General features: G+C 37.6%; 16 protein-coding genes and 1 pseudogene. 6 read left to right on the plus strand and 11 right to left on the minus strand.

Going from position 1 to position 16359, the window contains the following annotated elements; genetic code table 11:
• Positions 1-49 precede the first annotated feature (49 nt).
• Together ACZZZW_RS01745 and ACZZZW_RS01750 are read left to right on the plus strand one after the other, a co-directional pair.
• Entirely contained in the window at positions 50-709 is a 660-nt protein-coding gene (locus tag ACZZZW_RS01745; protein WP_463492126.1) for a phosphatidylserine decarboxylase family protein, read from the plus strand.
• 122 nt (positions 710-831) lie between these two features.
• Entirely contained in the window at positions 832-960 is a 129-nt protein-coding gene (locus ACZZZW_RS01750) for a hypothetical protein (RefSeq protein ID WP_255352072.1), read from the plus strand.
• A 55-nt stretch (positions 961-1015) separates the two neighbouring features.
• Here the strand turns inward: ACZZZW_RS01750 and ACZZZW_RS01755 are convergent, their stop codons facing one another.
• The 6 genes from ACZZZW_RS01755 to ACZZZW_RS01780 all read right to left on the minus strand — a co-directional run bounded on the left by ACZZZW_RS01755 (position 1016) and on the right by ACZZZW_RS01780 (position 5387).
• Complete coding sequence (locus ACZZZW_RS01755; protein WP_055914266.1) at positions 1016-2191, minus strand: mechanosensitive ion channel family protein; 1176 nt, start codon at positions 2189-2191, stop codon at positions 1016-1018.
• Positions 2192-2261: 70 nt separating this feature from the next.
• A complete protein-coding gene (gene rplS, locus ACZZZW_RS01760; protein ID WP_039474107.1) occupies positions 2262-2609 on the minus strand; it encodes a 50S ribosomal protein L19 in 348 nt (115 codons plus the stop codon).
• Positions 2610-2747: 138 nt separating this feature from the next.
• Entirely contained in the window at positions 2748-3422 is a 675-nt protein-coding gene (trmD, locus tag ACZZZW_RS01765) for a tRNA (guanosine(37)-N1)-methyltransferase TrmD (protein ID WP_055914269.1), read from the minus strand.
• Positions 3423-3479: 57 nt separating this feature from the next.
• On the minus strand, positions 3480-4088 hold the full coding sequence (locus ACZZZW_RS01770) for a hypothetical protein (protein ID WP_055914272.1): 609 nt from the start codon (positions 4086-4088) through the stop codon (positions 3480-3482).
• A gap of 46 nt (positions 4089-4134) precedes the next feature.
• The gene (gene rimM, locus ACZZZW_RS01775) at positions 4135-4662 is read right to left on the minus strand and encodes a ribosome maturation factor RimM (RefSeq protein WP_055914275.1); all 528 of its coding nucleotides are present in this window, start codon (positions 4660-4662) and stop codon (positions 4135-4137) included.
• A gap of 164 nt (positions 4663-4826) precedes the next feature.
• Positions 4827-5387 (minus strand): 30S ribosomal protein S16, encoded by a 561-nt coding sequence (locus ACZZZW_RS01780; RefSeq protein WP_055914278.1) that lies wholly within the window; start codon positions 5385-5387, stop codon positions 4827-4829.
• 144 nt (positions 5388-5531) lie between these two features.
• Between ACZZZW_RS01780 and ACZZZW_RS01785 the strand changes: the two genes are divergently transcribed.
• Positions 5532-6053 carry a 5' nucleotidase, NT5C type gene (locus ACZZZW_RS01785; RefSeq protein ID WP_055914282.1) on the plus strand — a complete coding sequence of 174 codons (522 nt, stop codon included), beginning with the start codon at positions 5532-5534 and terminating at the stop codon, positions 6051-6053.
• Positions 6054-6195: 142 nt separating this feature from the next.
• Here ACZZZW_RS01785 and ACZZZW_RS01790 read toward each other — a convergent pair whose 3' ends face one another.
• The gene (locus ACZZZW_RS01790; protein ID WP_463492127.1) at positions 6196-9279 is read right to left on the minus strand and encodes a VIT domain-containing protein; all 3084 of its coding nucleotides are present in this window, start codon (positions 9277-9279) and stop codon (positions 6196-6198) included.
• 130 nt (positions 9280-9409) lie between these two features.
• On the opposite strand from ACZZZW_RS01790, the gene ACZZZW_RS01795 reads away from it, so the two are divergent.
• Positions 9410-9733, plus strand: coding sequence for a heavy metal-binding domain-containing protein (locus ACZZZW_RS01795; protein ID WP_029281519.1), 324 nt, complete (start codon positions 9410-9412; stop codon positions 9731-9733).
• Between the two features lie 88 nt (positions 9734-9821).
• On the opposite strand, the gene pfkA is transcribed toward ACZZZW_RS01795, so the two are convergent.
• The 4 genes from pfkA to ACZZZW_RS01815 all read right to left on the minus strand — a co-directional run bounded on the left by pfkA (position 9822) and on the right by ACZZZW_RS01815 (position 13877).
• A complete protein-coding gene (gene pfkA / locus ACZZZW_RS01800) occupies positions 9822-10805 on the minus strand; it encodes a 6-phosphofructokinase (RefSeq protein ID WP_055914288.1) in 984 nt (327 codons plus the stop codon).
• Complete coding sequence (locus ACZZZW_RS01805; RefSeq protein ID WP_055914291.1) at positions 10798-12492, minus strand: protein-disulfide reductase DsbD family protein; 1695 nt, start codon at positions 12490-12492, stop codon at positions 10798-10800. The genes pfkA and ACZZZW_RS01805 overlap by 8 nt, the downstream gene beginning before the upstream one ends.
• A gap of 151 nt (positions 12493-12643) precedes the next feature.
• Positions 12644-13093: a protein-disulfide reductase DsbD domain-containing protein gene (locus ACZZZW_RS01810; protein ID WP_463492128.1), complete on the minus strand. Its 450-nt coding sequence runs from the start codon at positions 13091-13093 to the stop codon at positions 12644-12646.
• A gap of 7 nt (positions 13094-13100) precedes the next feature.
• A complete protein-coding gene (locus ACZZZW_RS01815) occupies positions 13101-13877 on the minus strand; it encodes a biotin--[acetyl-CoA-carboxylase] ligase (RefSeq protein ID WP_055914297.1) in 777 nt (258 codons plus the stop codon).
• Between the two features lie 44 nt (positions 13878-13921).
• Here ACZZZW_RS01815 and rsfS point away from each other — a divergent pair.
• Both rsfS and ftsH read left to right on the plus strand, forming a co-directional pair.
• Positions 13922-14295: pseudogene (gene rsfS / locus ACZZZW_RS01820) on the plus strand (ribosome silencing factor).
• Positions 14296-14322: 27 nt separating this feature from the next.
• Positions 14323-16344 carry an ATP-dependent zinc metalloprotease FtsH gene (gene ftsH, locus ACZZZW_RS01825; protein ID WP_055914304.1) on the plus strand — a complete coding sequence of 674 codons (2022 nt, stop codon included), beginning with the start codon at positions 14323-14325 and terminating at the stop codon, positions 16342-16344.
• Positions 16345-16359: the final 15 nt, after the last annotated feature.

The following is a 16359-nucleotide window of genomic DNA, read 5'->3' on the forward strand; positions in this document are numbered from 1 at the left end:
GATTGGATTAATTTATTTTTCGCACCTTTGCCCAATAATTTTTAACACAATGACCATACATAAAGAAGGTTACACCACCATTGCATTAAGCATATTGTTTATTTTCGTAATCAACGCAATTGTTGATTATAAATACCATGACATTACCTGGTTGCGCTGGTTCATTTATATCTTTTCTGCCGCATTATTTATAATTGTACTTCAGTTTTTCAGAAATCCGACCCGCAGCTTTTCTTCAGGCGAAAATTTGGTTGTATGCCCTGCTGATGGTAAAGTAGTGGTAATTGAAGAAACAGAAGAAGGAGAATACTTTAAAGATAAACGTTTACAGGTTTCAATTTTTATGTCACCAGTAAATGTGCACATCAACCGTAACCCAATTTCGGGAGTGGTAAAATTCTTTAAATATCATCCTGGTAAATATCTTGCCGCCTGGAACCCAAAATCTTCAACAGAGAATGAACGCACCACAACAGTAGTAGAACATAAAAGTGGTACGCCTGTATTATTCCGCCAAATTGCTGGTGCTTTAGCCCGCAGGATTGTTTGGTACGTAAAAGAGGGAGATCAGGTAATACAAACAGAACAGTTCGGTTTTATTAAATTCGGATCGAGGGTTGATGTTTTTCTTCCAGTTGGAACTAAAGTAAACGTAGAACTTAACCAGGTTGTTAAAGGTGGGATAACCACCTTGGCCACATTAAGTTAGTAGAACAATATAAACACATTAAAAAGCCGTTCCGATTCATATTGGAACGGCTTTTATATGATATCGACCTTCAAAAAGGATTTGAAAAACAAAAGTTCCCATATAAACCTGATCGAAGCGAGATGCCGATATTTCAACCGGCAGAAGCTGGAGCAGGAACAAACTTCAATAGCACCGCTACACTTGCTTTCCAAACAAGAAATATTTTCTATCCATTATCTAAAACGTCTAATACCATCAATTTTAGATAATAATATAAGCTGTAGTCTGCAAGGACACAGACTAAGCAAGCATAACTGATAGATTTTAATCCGTAGCATCATTACCTACTTCTTCTTTATTTACCGCAGCAGTTGGCCTATCGCTAATTAAACGTTGTGTAGGGTAAGCAAAATCTGATTTGTTACGGATTACAATATCCATAATTTCTAAATTGATTTCCTGCCTTATTTTGAGGAATTCTGCGTAATTAAGCACCGTTACAAAGTAATTAACCTCTACGTTTAATCCCGAATCGCCAAAACTTTTAAAAGAAGCGTTACCATCGTCACTTGTACCTACGTGGTTGTTTATATAGCTTTCTATTTCGGTAATAATTCTTCTAAGTGATTCCGAGTTGGTTTCGTAGGTAAGTCCGATTATAAAGGATACTTTACGTGAATTCCGGAGCGACAGATTTTCTAAAACTCCGTCGATCATACCTCTGTTAGGGATAGTAGCCATCGTTTTTTCCGAAGTTCTGATTCTTGTACTTCTAAAACCAACCTTTTCAACGGTTCCTTCCACACCATCCACCTTTACAAGATCTCCAACAGTAAAAGGTTTGTCTAAAAAGATGGTAAAAGAGCCTATCAGGTTCTCCAAGCTTTCTTTAGCAGCAAGGGCAATGGCAATACCACCGATCCCTAAACCGGTAATCAGCGTTAAAACATTAACCTCAAATACAAAACCCAGAAGCGTAAAAAAGCCAATAAAAATTACAACCGTTTTAAATAATTCTTTTAAAAACGGCACCAGCTGATCGTCGGCTTTATTTTCGGTAAGTGAAGCTTTATAGAGTAATACGTGACTGATAAAATCGATTATCCTTAAAATGATCCAAAAGACTGAGAGTATAATTCCAAAAAGAAATATCCGGTCAATACAATCGCCAATCGTTACCGGAATTAATTCTTTTACTTTACCAATTAATTTACTGTAATGAAAAACAGCAACTTCCAGCGGATGTTTAAGCTGATTAATGGAAAGATACAGCGTAGCTAGCAGAATAAAAACCTCGATCGGTTTTACCAGCAGGGCTACAAAGGCATCATTATGAGATTGATTGGAAAAGTTTTTGAAAAGCTTAAAAAGTAACCTGCTTAAAAGCTTCGAAACAATGTTTTTAAAAACCAGACCTAAAAAAAGTATGCCTCCAAAAAGGAAATAGGCTTTTACAGTGTTGCCCCAAATAATTTGGTCGAAAAAAGCAGAGTTTAACATGTAACAAAGGTATAAACAAAAAAACCTCCACGAAATTAATCGTGAAGGCTATATCGTATAATAAAGAATATTATTTTCTCAAAGATTTGATACGAGCAGCTTTACCAGTTAAAGCACGTAAATAGAACAATTTCGCTCTACGAACTTTACCATAGCTATTCACTTCTACTTTCTCAATGTTTGGAGAATTAAAAGGAAAAATACGCTCAACACCAACGCCGTTGCTCATTTTACGTACGGTGAAGGTTTCATTAGCACCTGCACTGTTACGTTGTATTACAACACCTTGGTAAATTTGAACACGTTCTTTATTACCTTCGCGAATTTTATAGTGTACGCTCACTGTATCGCCAGACTTGAACGCAGGAAAATCTTTTTTCGCGATGGCCTGCTCTTCAACAAATTTTACTAAATCCATGATTTTAAGCTATTAAACCAACTTTCTTTACCTTGAAAATCGGATTGCAATATTAGGGATTTTTTTTGATATAAAAAAACCTATTTTAATTTTTTCCACAATCTTTACGAATTCCACATTCGAATGTGTTAAATGCTTCTATTCCAAAAGGTCAGGCCGACGGCTTTTTGTACGCGCCAAGGCTTGATCGTGCCGCCACTCATTCACTTTTGCCTCATGGCCGCTTAACAAAACATCAGGCACCTTATGTCCCCGCCAATCGGCCGGACGTGTGTAAACAGGTGCATCGAGCAGTTCGCCCTGAAAACTATCCGATAAGGCAGAAGTTTCATCATTTAAAACACCAGGGATTAAACGCACAACAGCATCAACCACAATCGCAGCAGGAAGCTCACCACCGCTTAAAACATAATCACCTACCGAGATCTCCCTTGTTACAAAGATATCGCGTATACGTTGATCTATGCCCTTATAATGCCCACATAAAATAATGATGTTCTGCTTAATAGAGAGTTCGTTTGCTGTAGTTTGATTTAAAGTAACACCGTCAGGACTCATGAAGATAATTTCATCATATTCGCGCTCTGCCTGAAGTTTTTCAATACAGGCTGCAAAAGGCTCAATACTCATTACCATGCCGCTACCACCACCGTACTGGTAATCATCTACACTTTTTTGTTTGTTGGTTGCATAATCACGCAGATTATGTACTACAATTTCGGCAATGCCCTTTTTTTGTGCGCGCTGTAGAATAGAATGAGCAAACGGACTTTCTAATAAAGCGGGCAGAACTGTTATAATATCGAAACGCATGGGGCAAAGGTAAGGCTTTAGTCTGAAGTCTTTAGTCTGAACTCGAATTTTGCGCTGCTAGGCCGTCCATTGATCGTGTATAACGGCAACGAGATAATAATTACTTTGATATTTTTTAAATACAAACTTTAAACTGCTCCAGTCTAAACCTGTATACTTTTTATCAAAGCCTTTAAAATAATATTCAGTAAAATGCAGTTGGGGATAAACCTCTTTAAGGTTATTGATAGAGTTGCCACCTCCGATAAATGAGTCGTAAGCTTTTTTCTCGGCCGTTAAATAATCGGCATTGTAAATGTAGCGTTGGATGTAAGGTTTAACCCTGAGTTTAATTGCTGCACCAGAGCCATCGTAATGCCCCCAGGTTAATATCCAGTTCTTATTTATGGCTTCTAAAAAATCTTTAGCCAGGGTTTGTTTATGGGTAAAATCTACAAAACCATAAGGAGAAAAACGGACACCTTCGGTAGGATGGAAGCAAGATGCGAAACCACTATAATCTTGTGCTTTTAAGGCCTTTAATGCAACCAGGGCTACCTTTTGTATGGAATCCTTTTGGGTTAAACTCCGTGTGTTTGAAACGCGTTTGTTTGCGGCTTGATCATTTCGTTTAGCCCGGTTACAAGCAAATAACAAAACGATCACTATAGCAAACAGATACCTCATTACAGCTAGAACGAAAAACCACAGAAAAAGTTTTTTGCTACAGTTATTATTGTGCTAAATAAATATCGAGTAAACCTTCTGGTAAATCGAGGGTTAGTGTTTTTTTATCCTCATCATATTCCACTATAAAATCTTCATTCAAGGGGAATAAAACTTCGGTATCCTTATACATCACCGTTGCCACAAATTGCTGCGGGTATTCGTTTACTTCAATAATTTCGCCAAGTTCGCCAAGGGTTTCATCAATAGCCACATAACCATTAAAATCGGTATAGAAAAATTCTCCTTCTTCCCGTTCGGGCATTTGCGAAAGCGGGAGGTATAATTTTTTCTTTAAAAGTGGTTGTACTTTATCAATATGGTCTGCATCATCAAAATTAAAATAACCCGTTTTATTGGCTTGCAATTTTGCCGATGCTACAAAATAAGGAACCAGTTTGCCGTTCATATCTGCAAAAACGACATCAAACTCCAGTTGCTCATAATCGTCGAATTCAAAAAAGACCTGAACTTCTCCTTTTAAACCCCGCGTTTTTGTAACGTAACCTATGTAAAATGCTTCTTCGTGTTTCATATTCAAATTCAATCGCCACCCAGAATAATTTCGGGATCTATAAAATGAAAGATGCTGATTGCGATTTGACATCGGGCAGCATGACGAACTGTAAATATCATCTTTAAATAAAAATAGCGTTCCGGAAATTCGGAACGCTATTTTTTAAAACAAAATAATTAAAATTATTCTGCTCCTTCTTCTTTAGTAGCTTCTGCTGCAGGAGCTTCTTCAGTTGCCTCAGCCTCAACAGCTGGTGCTTCTTCTTCAACAACTTCTTCTGCAACTGGTGCATTTTTAGCTGCGATAGCTGCTGCTTTATCTTCTTTTTTCTTTGCTTCTGCTGCTAAAGCTGCTTTGCGTGCATCTGCTTTAGAAGTAGCTAAACCTTCTGATTTACCAGAAATTTTACCTGCTTTAGCATCTAACCAAGTTGCAAATTTTTCATCTGCCTGTTCTTGAGTTAAAGCTCCTTTTTTAACACCACCTTCTAAGTGTTTTTTGTATAAAACACCTTTGTAAGAAAGGATAGCACGAGCAGTATCAGTTGGTTGTGCACCACTGTTAACCCAAGCTAAAGTTTTTTCGAAGTTAATTTCGATGGTAGCAGGATTGGTGTTTGGGTTGTAAGAACCTAAACGCTCAATAAATTTACCATCACGTGGAGAGCGAGAATCTGCTACCACAACGTGGAAAAAAGGTTTTCCTTTTTTACCGAATCTTTGCAATCTGATTTTAGTTGCCATTTTCTTTTGTATTTATGTATTCAACATAGTTCCCGGAGCTACATGCTGCGGGGCTGCAAAGATAACTAAAATACTGTAAATTAAAAACATAGTTTAATTTCTTTGTTTTCAGGATATTTGCGCCAAAATATTTGCAGCTACAAAATGAAAAGAATTGCGATTGATATGGACGAGGTGATTGCCGATGCCGTTGGAAAATTTATCAAATTATATAACCGGGATTATAATGTTCCGCTTGATTTAAAAATCGATGCCGGAAACGAAATTTATCACCACGTACCACAAGATGTTAACCAGAAATGGTTTGAATATATCAATGAGCCGGGCTTTTTTCGCGATCTTGAAGTGATAGAAGACAGCCAGCGGGTAATTAAAGCCCTACAAGAAAAATATGATGTTTACATTGTTTCTGCAGCTATGGAATTTCGCAATTCATTAATTGATAAGTATGATTGGATGGCAGAGCATTTTCCGTTTATTGATTGGCAACACATTATGTTCTGCGGAAATAAAATTGTAAACGTTGACATTATAATAGACGACCGTACAAAAAACTTTGTAAATTTTGCGGGCAGGCCATTATTGTTTACCTCTCCTCATAATTTACTGGTTACCGAATTCGAACGGGTAAACAACTGGGAGGAAGTAGCAGGTTTACTGCTTTAAATTTGAAAAAGATCCGTCGTTTCGATTGACGTATAGGATAATGGAGAAATCTAATTTTTAAAAGAGTTGTCAACCTTCCAGCAAACTGGCTATAAATTGACAACTCTGATCCATTAAATTATTTAATTGATGTTATCACCTTTTAAAAATTAAACTCACCAACAAAATTACCTCCGCTATTTCCTGATGCCAAAGGCAATACAATAACTTTTCTTTGCTGTTTGCCTGTAGCATACCGGGTATAAATTTCTGCAGTTACAGTTGTTGGTCCGCTGATATTTATCTGCCGGTCACCATAATAATTAACCTCAATTTTATATTTTCCCTTTATTGCTTTTTTGATCATAAACTGCTCCGGACCATAACCTGAAGTAAAATCGTTACTGATTCTGCCACCAATTTTTGTTTTTGAATTGCCGTAAAACCCTTTTTCGCCCGTTGGGTCAGTTAACCATAAATCGATATCGGTATCATTTTTATTCCAGTTAAGTACAACGCGCACATCAACAGGCAAAGGCTGAATCAAACGCTTATCTATTCCTTTTGTATCCAGTTTATTGCCATATTTTACAATCAGGTTATTTATTTCGGATATTATAATTTCTTCAATCCCCTGATCTCTATCGGCAATCTGGCTATTATAACTTTGAGTAAGTACTTTGTAGAGGTTATCTAAAGCAGCCTGATATTGCCCCTGATCAGCCAAGGCCAACGCATAATCACGGTAACTTTGCGCATCCATAGGCCGCCACTGCAGTATTTTTTGAGTAATAAAAATCTCGTTATTATAATTACCCGTTTGTTTCAGTTTATAAGCCAGGGTTTTGTATAAATCGGCATTTTCGAGGTCAAGATCAGCAATATTACTCAAAATGGTTAGCGCCCTAACGCTATCCTTTTGCTGATAAAACCAGTTGGCCACATCAAAATAAAACATAGGCGTACTGATATATTTAGGCCTTATTTTTAAATAGGCCATGTAAGCACTATCTGGCTTGCCTACCAAACTTTTCATATAATCTTTATCGCTTTTGAACTCGGGTAGTAAAATTGTTGGTTGAGGTTGCGGTACCTTAGCCTTATCTTTTAGTGTTACATTAACTCCGGCAACTTTTCCTGTAAGCGCATTGCCCGAACCTTCGAAAACTTTATTATCCGAAACTGAGGTTACCGCCCCTGTTACCACAGCTTTTCGTTGCGTTGCGTAGCCAACAACTACAATCTCATTTAATTGGTTGCTTTTTGCGGCCCGTCTCGCTGCCCCGGTAGGAGGAGGTAGCGAAACAGCGATAGCCTGTGGCGATGGCACAACCATTTCAGCTACTTTAGCAACTTCAGCCCGGCTACTTTTGGGCCTCGTATCAGAAGACCCATATAATGTAGGATCTCCGATCATATCCCTTTGCCCCGGGTCGGGATATCTTTCCTTTTTCTTTTCAGGTTCTTTATAACTAAAATCGGTGTTCCACCAGGCTTTTAGCTCCTTTGTCATGGCGGCGGCAGCATTTATCAAATCTTCCTTTCGCTCCAAAATGGCTGTTCTGCGTTGCTTTAAAACAGCATTGTAAGCCTGTTGAAGTTCAACTGGAGGCGTAATGTCATAACGTATATAATCGTCTAGATTTTCCAATACAATCAGGCTGGTGTTCCGTGTAACGATCCCAAACTGTTTACTCAAAATACTGATATCATCTTTATTTTCGTCGTAACGGATATCCATTTCTGCAATTTTCTTTTGTGCCCAAACGCGGCTTACATCAATACTGCTTAAAGTGTGTTCTGTAGGGTTTAAACGGACTGCCTGTTCTGAAACCACCGTATTTCCAAAGCCGAATTGCAGAATAAACTCAGTATTAAATTCGTTCATAATACCTGCAAGCGAAAAATGACCGTTTACGTTTACCCTCAATGATGGATAAGTTTGCCTAACGTTGCTGCCGTTTTTAATTCCTAAAAACTGTAGATTTTGCTGGTTCAGTTGTTTAAATCCATCTTCAACAGAAATGGAATTCAGATTAACAAATTGTCCGCCAGTTTTCATGCTGATGAATTTCAAAGTGCTGTAATCAGCCTTTAGCGCGGTATTGATGCAATGAATGGGTTTATTTAATGCTACCGTGTTTTTACCGAAGGTGGATAGCCCGTCGCTGAATAAAATATACTCATCGGCCTGGAGAGCTCTCGTATTTATCGCACTGAAATTTGTACCGCCATCGTACACTAAACTTTTTAATTTGTTTCTCAGTTCAGTCCAATTTCCGTTATTGATAATGAAAGTTCCTGCATATTTAAAGCCGTTGTTAACCAGGCCCAATTGTATTGTTAAGTTTTGTTTTTGGCTGATCATTAAATCTAGCAATTGTATTTCTTTCTCGGTATCTCGTTGAAGGCCACTTAACGATACATCCCAGATTAAACCAATATTGTTTGCCCATTGCTTTTTGCGGCTTTCTATTTTAGGAAAAACATTAACAAGAAAATAATATCCAGATGAAGCTTTTTGCATTTGTACCTCTGGCAGATTATTCCTTTTTGGAAGATTAATTGTGAGCCCCTTTTTTGGTTTATAGTTGCTTTTATTAATTTCGCCTACATATGTATTTCCGTTAACTTTTAAATCAAAACTTCCATCGGGCTGTTCACCAAGCTCCGGCTTTACAATACTCTCATACACAGTGGTTTTCAAAGTAAAGTTTTCTATAGCTTGGTTATAATCCAAAGGCAAATGATACTTTAAAGCATTTCCTTTGCTAAAACCCAGTTCTTCCTCATAACCCACAATAATTGTTCTACTTCCATTAGCAGGCAATGGGTAAATTCTGGTACGGAAATTATTTCCTTCCACCTTTTCCAGTAAGCCTGGATCAACCCTGCGCCGCTCAATACTTTCGAAAACTTCTGTTGCCTTGGCTTTTTCTACCGGCACCGCCTCACGCATTTTTCCATTTATATCTAAAGCATAACGGTTTATGCTTACGCCCTCTGGCATAGGGAAAGTAAGTTCGCCTTCTAAAATGCGGCTGCTGTTATTGTAGAAAGTCATTGTCATTACCGTTGTGGCTATGTTTCCGGTAATCTGCACATCAATGGCTAACTTTTTAAGTTTAACCACATCTTTTTGATCGCTGGTTTCGGCCTGTTGTACCTTTAATACAGGCATTTGCGCCCGAAGAAAAAATGAAACCAAAAGTAAAAGGAGGGTGAGGAAGGTTTTAGATGCGCTCATAACTTGATTTTTAATATTGATGCAAAAACTTTCCCGATTACATAAATTTATTTTTCAAAGATCTTTCTCAATACATTCGAAAAAATGTAACATTTCTTAAAGAAGCTGTTCTAATTAAAAAACTGAAACTATGTTAGTAACCACAACGCCTACAGTTGAGGGCAGAAAAATTATAAAATATATCGGTTTAGTTACCGGCGAAACGATTATTGGAGCAAATATTTTTAAGGATTTATTTGCTGGGATAACAGATATAGTAGGAGGGAGATCGAGTTCCTATGAACGCGTTTTACGAGAGGGAAAAGATACAGCTGTTAACGAAATGCAACAGTATGCAGCAGCGTTAGGCGCAAATGCAATTGTTGGAGTTGATTTGGATTATGAAACCGTTGGGAGCGGTGGCAGCATGTTAATGGTAAGTGCCAATGGCACAGCTGTAATTTTAGAAGATTAAGAAATTGCTTATCGCGAAAAACTAAGCAAAAACAAGAAAGTCTTTCCGGTGCGGGAAAGACTTTTCTTTTATAATTCATTTTTTTCGCTTAAAACGAAAGAATATCAATTAGCTTCAACCATTTTGCGCTCACTTTTTCAGCGTTAATGTGTTTAATAGCATGATCGAAAGGAGTAAATACAATTTCCCGGTTTATCTGACCAGCCATTACACCACTTTCGCCATTAATTAAGCCTTCTACAGCAGCAACACCCAACCTGCTGGCCAATACGCGATCCATACAGGTTGGTTTTCCTCCACGTTGGATATGCCCCAAAACCGACACTTTCGTATCATAATGCGGGTATTTCTCTTGAAGAATTTCGCCAACTTTAAAAGCACCACCGGTATCATCTCCTTCGGCCACAATAATAATTTTTGAGGCTTTATCTTTACGGCTATGTTCAAGTTTGTGCAAAATATCGTCTGCATTCATGTTTGCTTCAGGAATCATAATGGCTTCGGCACCTACACCAATACCGCTTCTTAAAGCAATTAAACCAGAATCGCGCCCCATTACCTCAACAATAAAAAGCCTGTCGTGTGATTCTGCAGTATCTCTAATCCTGTCTACAGCATCAATAACCGTATTAATGGCAGAGTCATAGCCAATTGTAAAATCAGTACCTGCCAAATCGTTATCAATCGTACCAGGCAAACCCACAATAGGAAAATCGAATTCCTTTGAAAAGATATTGGCACCCGTAAATGTTCCATCCCCACCTATTACAATCAGGGCATCAATTCCTAAAGCTTTCAGGTTAGCATAAGCGGTTTTTCTACCTTCTGCGGTTCTAAAAGCTTCACTTCTGGCGGTTTTTAGTATGGTACCACCTCGCTGAATGATGTTTGCTACAGATTTGCGGTCCATAGAGATATAATCATTATTGATCAGCCCTTCGTAGCCACGGATAAAACCGGTTACTTCAATATCATAATAAATAGAGCCCCTAACAACGGCCCTAATTGCGGCGTTCATGCCTGGCGAATCGCCACCAGAGGTTAAAACACCAATATTCTTAATCTTATTCATTTGTTTGTTTCTTTCCTTTGAAAATATCTAAGGCGCTTTGCAAATATAGTGCATATTCTTTTGCATCAAAGATTGCTCCTTCTGGTTTAACTAAAGCATTAAGGTCATGACCAGCCAGTACATAAAAAGGCTGAGAATTAGAATTATACTTCGTTGCCTGAAAATCTGCATTCCACGCGCCTAAAGTTTCTGTGTTTTTGCGCAAAATAGAAGAATAATGAACTTGATTAGACGGCACTTTAACTGATGTTTCATCAACGTAAAGCTGTATTAAAACAAATTCTTCTTTAATTAAACGTCCTACTTCTGAATTTATCCAGACTTTATCTTCCATTTTTCTGCAATTCACACACGCATGTCCGGTAAAATCGATCATCACTGGTTTGTTTACTTTTTTTGCAAATGCTAATCCTTCTTCCAAATCAAAAAATGCATTAAAGCCATGTGGAGGATGTAAAACATCCTGATATTTTACAGAAGCAGGAAAATTGGAAGAACTGTTTGATGCCTGAGTGTTGCCGCCTAAAATAAAATCTTGTGTATTAAGAGGAGGAGCTAATCCACTTAATACATTTACTGGTGCCCCCCATAATCCGGGTAAAATGTAAACCGCAAATGAGAATGATAAAATGGCGAAAAATAATCGGGGCACTGATACGAAAGGTAAATCGCTATCATGAGAAAACTTAATTTTACCCAGCAGATAAATGCCCATTAAAGTAAAAATAACGATCCATAAACAAAGGAAGATCTCTCTATCAAACCACTCCCAATGCCATACCAAATCTGCGGCAGATAAAAATTTTAAAGCTAACGCAAGTTCTAGGAAGCCCAAGCAAACTTTTACACTATTTAACCAACCACCAGATTTAGGGAGCGTATTTAAAAAGCCTGGGAAGATTGCAGATAAGGTAAAGGGTAATGCCAAAGCCAAAGCAAAGCCAAACATTCCTACTGCAGGGCCGAGCACAGCTCCCTTTGAGCTAGCCTCAACAAGTAAAGTTCCGATGATTGGCCCTGTACAAGAAAATGATACCAGTGCTAAAGAAGCGGCCATAAAAAAGATACCGCCTAAACCTTTACTCGAATCTGCTTTTTGATCAATTTTATTTACAAAAGAACTTGGCAATGTGATTTCAAATGCGCCGAAAAAAGAAATGGCAAATATGATGAGCAGGATAAAGAAAGCAAAATTAAACCATCCACTGCTACTCAATTCATTTAATTTCCCAGAACCGAAAATTAAAGTAATCAGTAATCCAAAAACGACGTAAATAACGATTATCGAAATACCATAGATTATTGCTTGTCCTATCCCTTTTTTTCTACTCCCTGCTCTTTTTGTAAAATAGCTGATGGTTAATGGCACCATTGGAAATATACATGGCATTAAAAAAGCCAAAAACCCACCAAATAAACCTTTAAGAAAAGTTTGCCAAAGGGTTAGTTTTTCAGAATCAGTGGTTTTTGTTGTCTTTAAGGTGGTTGCCTTCGTTGTATCTTTTTTTACAGTGTCTTTTACAAGATGATTCGCCGCACTATCCTGTGCAGAACCAACCTCGGTAAAAACAATATCATCGGGAGGAGCGGTTGATGTGGTATCTTGGGTTACAATAGCGTAACTCTTAACAGCGGGCAATGCAATAAACATTGTGGCCATTAATAACAATAATAAAACCTTTTTCATTTGTGTGTTTAAGTGTGTGTGTGTTTGAAACCGTGAAATTAAGAATAATTTTATAAACGGTTTTTTTTAAACCACCTCAGCACGCAGATTTTACTTTAAAAAGAAACAGTCCTGAAAATTCAGGACTGCTTGTAAATATTTTGAGGTTCAACTATTTAACCGGAATGCTAAACTCAACTTCTTCTGGCGGAAGACACTGTTTATCGTTACAAACCATAAACTCTACCACTCCTTTTACAACTGTTGTTGCCTTATTTAATTTAACTTTTTGTTGAAAAATTACTGATTTTTCGAAATAACTTACATTCATTTTGAAAGTGCTTTCGTACTTAACAATCGCTTTGGGTTCTATTGTTTTTCCAACCAGGCTAAAATCTTTTGATGGGGAAAAAGTAAAAGTAGTTTTAACCGGTCCGCCATCTTTAACATTTTGAGAATAGATGTGCCACCTATCTTCAATTGTTGCTTTTAAATAAATTACAGCTTCTGTTTTACTTATTTTCTTTGCAGAATAAGCCCAGGTTACTGGTTTTTCGATCTGAGCGAAGGCACCTGCAATGGTAAAAAGAACCATCGAAAGCACTAGGGTGATTTTTTTCATTATGTGTTTATTTTGTGTGTGTAAATTCAATTTCTTTAAAGTTGAAAGCCTTTAATCCGTCTTTAGTTTCAACAGTTAACCTGCCATTTTCTTCAACTCCTGTTATTCTCCCTTCAAAAACCTCGCCGTGTTGTTTATATAATGCCCAAACATTTAAGTTATAAAGCTTGGCAAGGTAATCATTTTGTAAAATAGTATATTTCCCTGCTCTCAAAATTAAGTAGTATTTCTCCAGAAACGTGAAGATTTTCGCCATAATATCCATTAAAAGCACATCTTTTTGTAAAATTTGAATGACGGAGGTAGCCCTTTGGCTGATGTTATCAGGAAATTCCTTTTGATTGATGTTTAACCCAATGCCAATAACTGATGATTTAATAGAAGAACCTGTCAGTGTATTTTCAATGAGAATTCCACCCAGTTTTTTATCCAGGTAATACATATCGTTTGGCCATTTTACCTTTATTCCCTCCGGCACAAAACATAATAAAGCATCGCTAACCGCTAAACTAACGGCAATATTAAGATAAAACTGTTTATCGAGCGGCAGGAAGGATGGCTTTAGATAAATACTGGTACTAATGTTTTTGCCCGCCTGCGTTTGCCAAACGCTTTCCTGCTGTCCTCTACCGGCAAACTGATTATCTGCCATAATTACAGTCCCTTCGGCTAATGGCTCGGATTTTGACACCAAATCTTTTAAAAAGTTATTGGTAGAATCAACCTCTTTTAATTTGATTAAATTTTGACCAACAAATAGTGTCGAAAAAGTGTTATTTTGCAAGTGTTGAATTTATAATATTGTAATTCCAAAATTAAAGCATTTTAATGGTAAAAAAGAAAATAGTAGCCCTTTCTACATACCTTTCTGAGTTAGCCGTACACGGCATTCAAGAAAAAAAGGAGAAGATATAGTGCGGTTAGATCTTAGAAATATTCATACTTCAGTAGCAGATTACTTTATCATTGCAAGTGCCACCTCAGGCACCCAGGTTAAAGCTATTGCCGATAGTGTAGAAAAAGAAATATATAAGGCCACCCAGGCCGACCCAAGACATAAAGAAGGTTTCGAATCTGCAGATTGGATTATTCTAGATTATTTTGATGTGGTTGTGCACATTTTTAAAACCGAAAAGCGCCACTTTTATGGCATAGAAGAACTTTGGGGGGATGCGGAAAGCACAAATTATCAGAGCGCATAACCTTTAGAACCATTTTGAAAAAGACAAATGAACGACAATCAAAATACCAACGAAAAACAAGGGAAAAGAATACCCAATATCCCCAAGAAACCACAAAAGGGATCGAAATTTAATATTTTTTGGGTTTATGCAGCAATTATTATAGCCATTATTGCCGCACAATTTTTATTTACTACCGATGGTGGTAAAGAAGTTACCTATCAAAAATTCGAACAACAAATGTTGCTTAAAGGCGACGTTCAAAAAGTTGTTGCCTATAAATCAGATGATTTAGTACGGGTAGAGGTTTATATCAAGAAAGATAGTTTAGAGAAAAAGAAGCTGTATGATGCTTATAAAAGCAATAGCACTTTTAATGTAAACAACAGTAATGCAAGCCCGGTGGTGTATTTCAATGCAGGTACAATGGACGGTCTTGATAAACAATTGGCAGAATCGCAAGTAAGTTTACCTCCAAACCAGCCACGTATTTTGGCAGAAAAAACCAGCCGCAGCAATCCATTGGCTAGCTGGTTCCTGAGCATTATTCTTCCGGTACTACTTCTAATCGGTTTCTGGATCTTTATGATGCGCAGAATGGGCGGTGGAGCCGGCGGCGGCGGTCAGATTTTTAGCATCGGAAAATCGAAAGCTACATTATTCGATAAAGAAAGCCAGGTGAACATTACATTTAATGATGTTGCCGGTTTAGAAGAAGCTAAAACTGAGGTAATGGAAATTGTAGATTTCCTTAAAAACCCTAAAAAATATACCGATTTAGGTGGGAAAATCCCTAAAGGTGCTTTATTGGTCGGTTCGCCGGGTACTGGTAAAACCTTATTGGCTAAAGCTGTTGCAGGCGAGGCTCAGGTTCCATTCTTCTCTTTATCAGGTTCTGATTTTGTTGAAATGTTTGTTGGAGTAGGTGCTTCACGTGTGCGTGATCTATTTAAACAAGCAAAAGATAAATCGCCTTGTATCATTTTCATTGATGAGATTGATGCAATTGGTCGTGCCCGTGGTAAAAACGGCGTGATGGGTGGTAATGATGAACGCGAAAACACTTTAAATCAACTTTTAGTTGAGATGGACGGTTTCGGCACCAATACACATGTTATTATCTTGGCAGCAACCAACCGTGCTGATGTTTTAGATAAAGCTTTATTAAGGGCCGGTAGGTTTGACAGACAGATTTATGTTGATTTACCAGATGTTATTGAACGTAAACAGATTTTCGAAGTACACATTACTCCACTTAAAAAATCAGAAGAATTAGATACCGAATTTTTAGCCAAACAAACTCCAGGGTTTTCGGGTGCTGATATTGCCAACGTTTGTAATGAGGCCGCTTTAATTGCTGCACGTAAAAACAAATCGGCAGTTGATAAACAGGATTTCTTAGATGCTGTAGACAGAATTGTTGGTGGTTTAGAAAAGAAAAATAAAATTATTACCCCAAGTGAAAAACGTGCCATCGCAATTCACGAAGCTGGTCATGCTACCGTAAGCTGGTTGTTGGAACATGCGGCACCGCTTGTTAAGGTTACTATTGTTCCACGCGGACAAAGCCTGGGTGCAGCCTGGTATTTACCAGAAGAACGTTTGATTGTTCGTCCGCACCAAATGCTTGATGAAATGTGTGCAACAATGGGTGGCAGAGCAGCCGAAAAAGTAATGTTCGATACCATTTCTACCGGCGCACTTAGCGATTTGGAGAAAGTGAACAAACAAGCAAGAGCGATGGTTACCATTTATGGCTTAAACGATAAATTAGGAAACATTACTTACTACGATTCGTCGGGTCAGAATGAATATAATTTCTCTAAACCATATTCAGAAGATACCGCTTTAACCATTGATAAAGAAATTTCGGCACTGATTGAAGGTCAATATCAAAGAGCAATCAATTTATTGGAAGAAAATAAAGATAAATTGATTCAACTTGCTGATATCCTGATCGAAAAAGAAGTTTTATTTAAAGATGATTTAGAAGTGATTTTTGGTAAACGTTTATTCGAAAATCAAGGCGAAAATGGAACTCCCGGACATATTACTCCGGTAGAGGCATAAATAAATAATTTCTAT

Source organism: Pedobacter sp. AC379 (assembly GCF_979258145.1).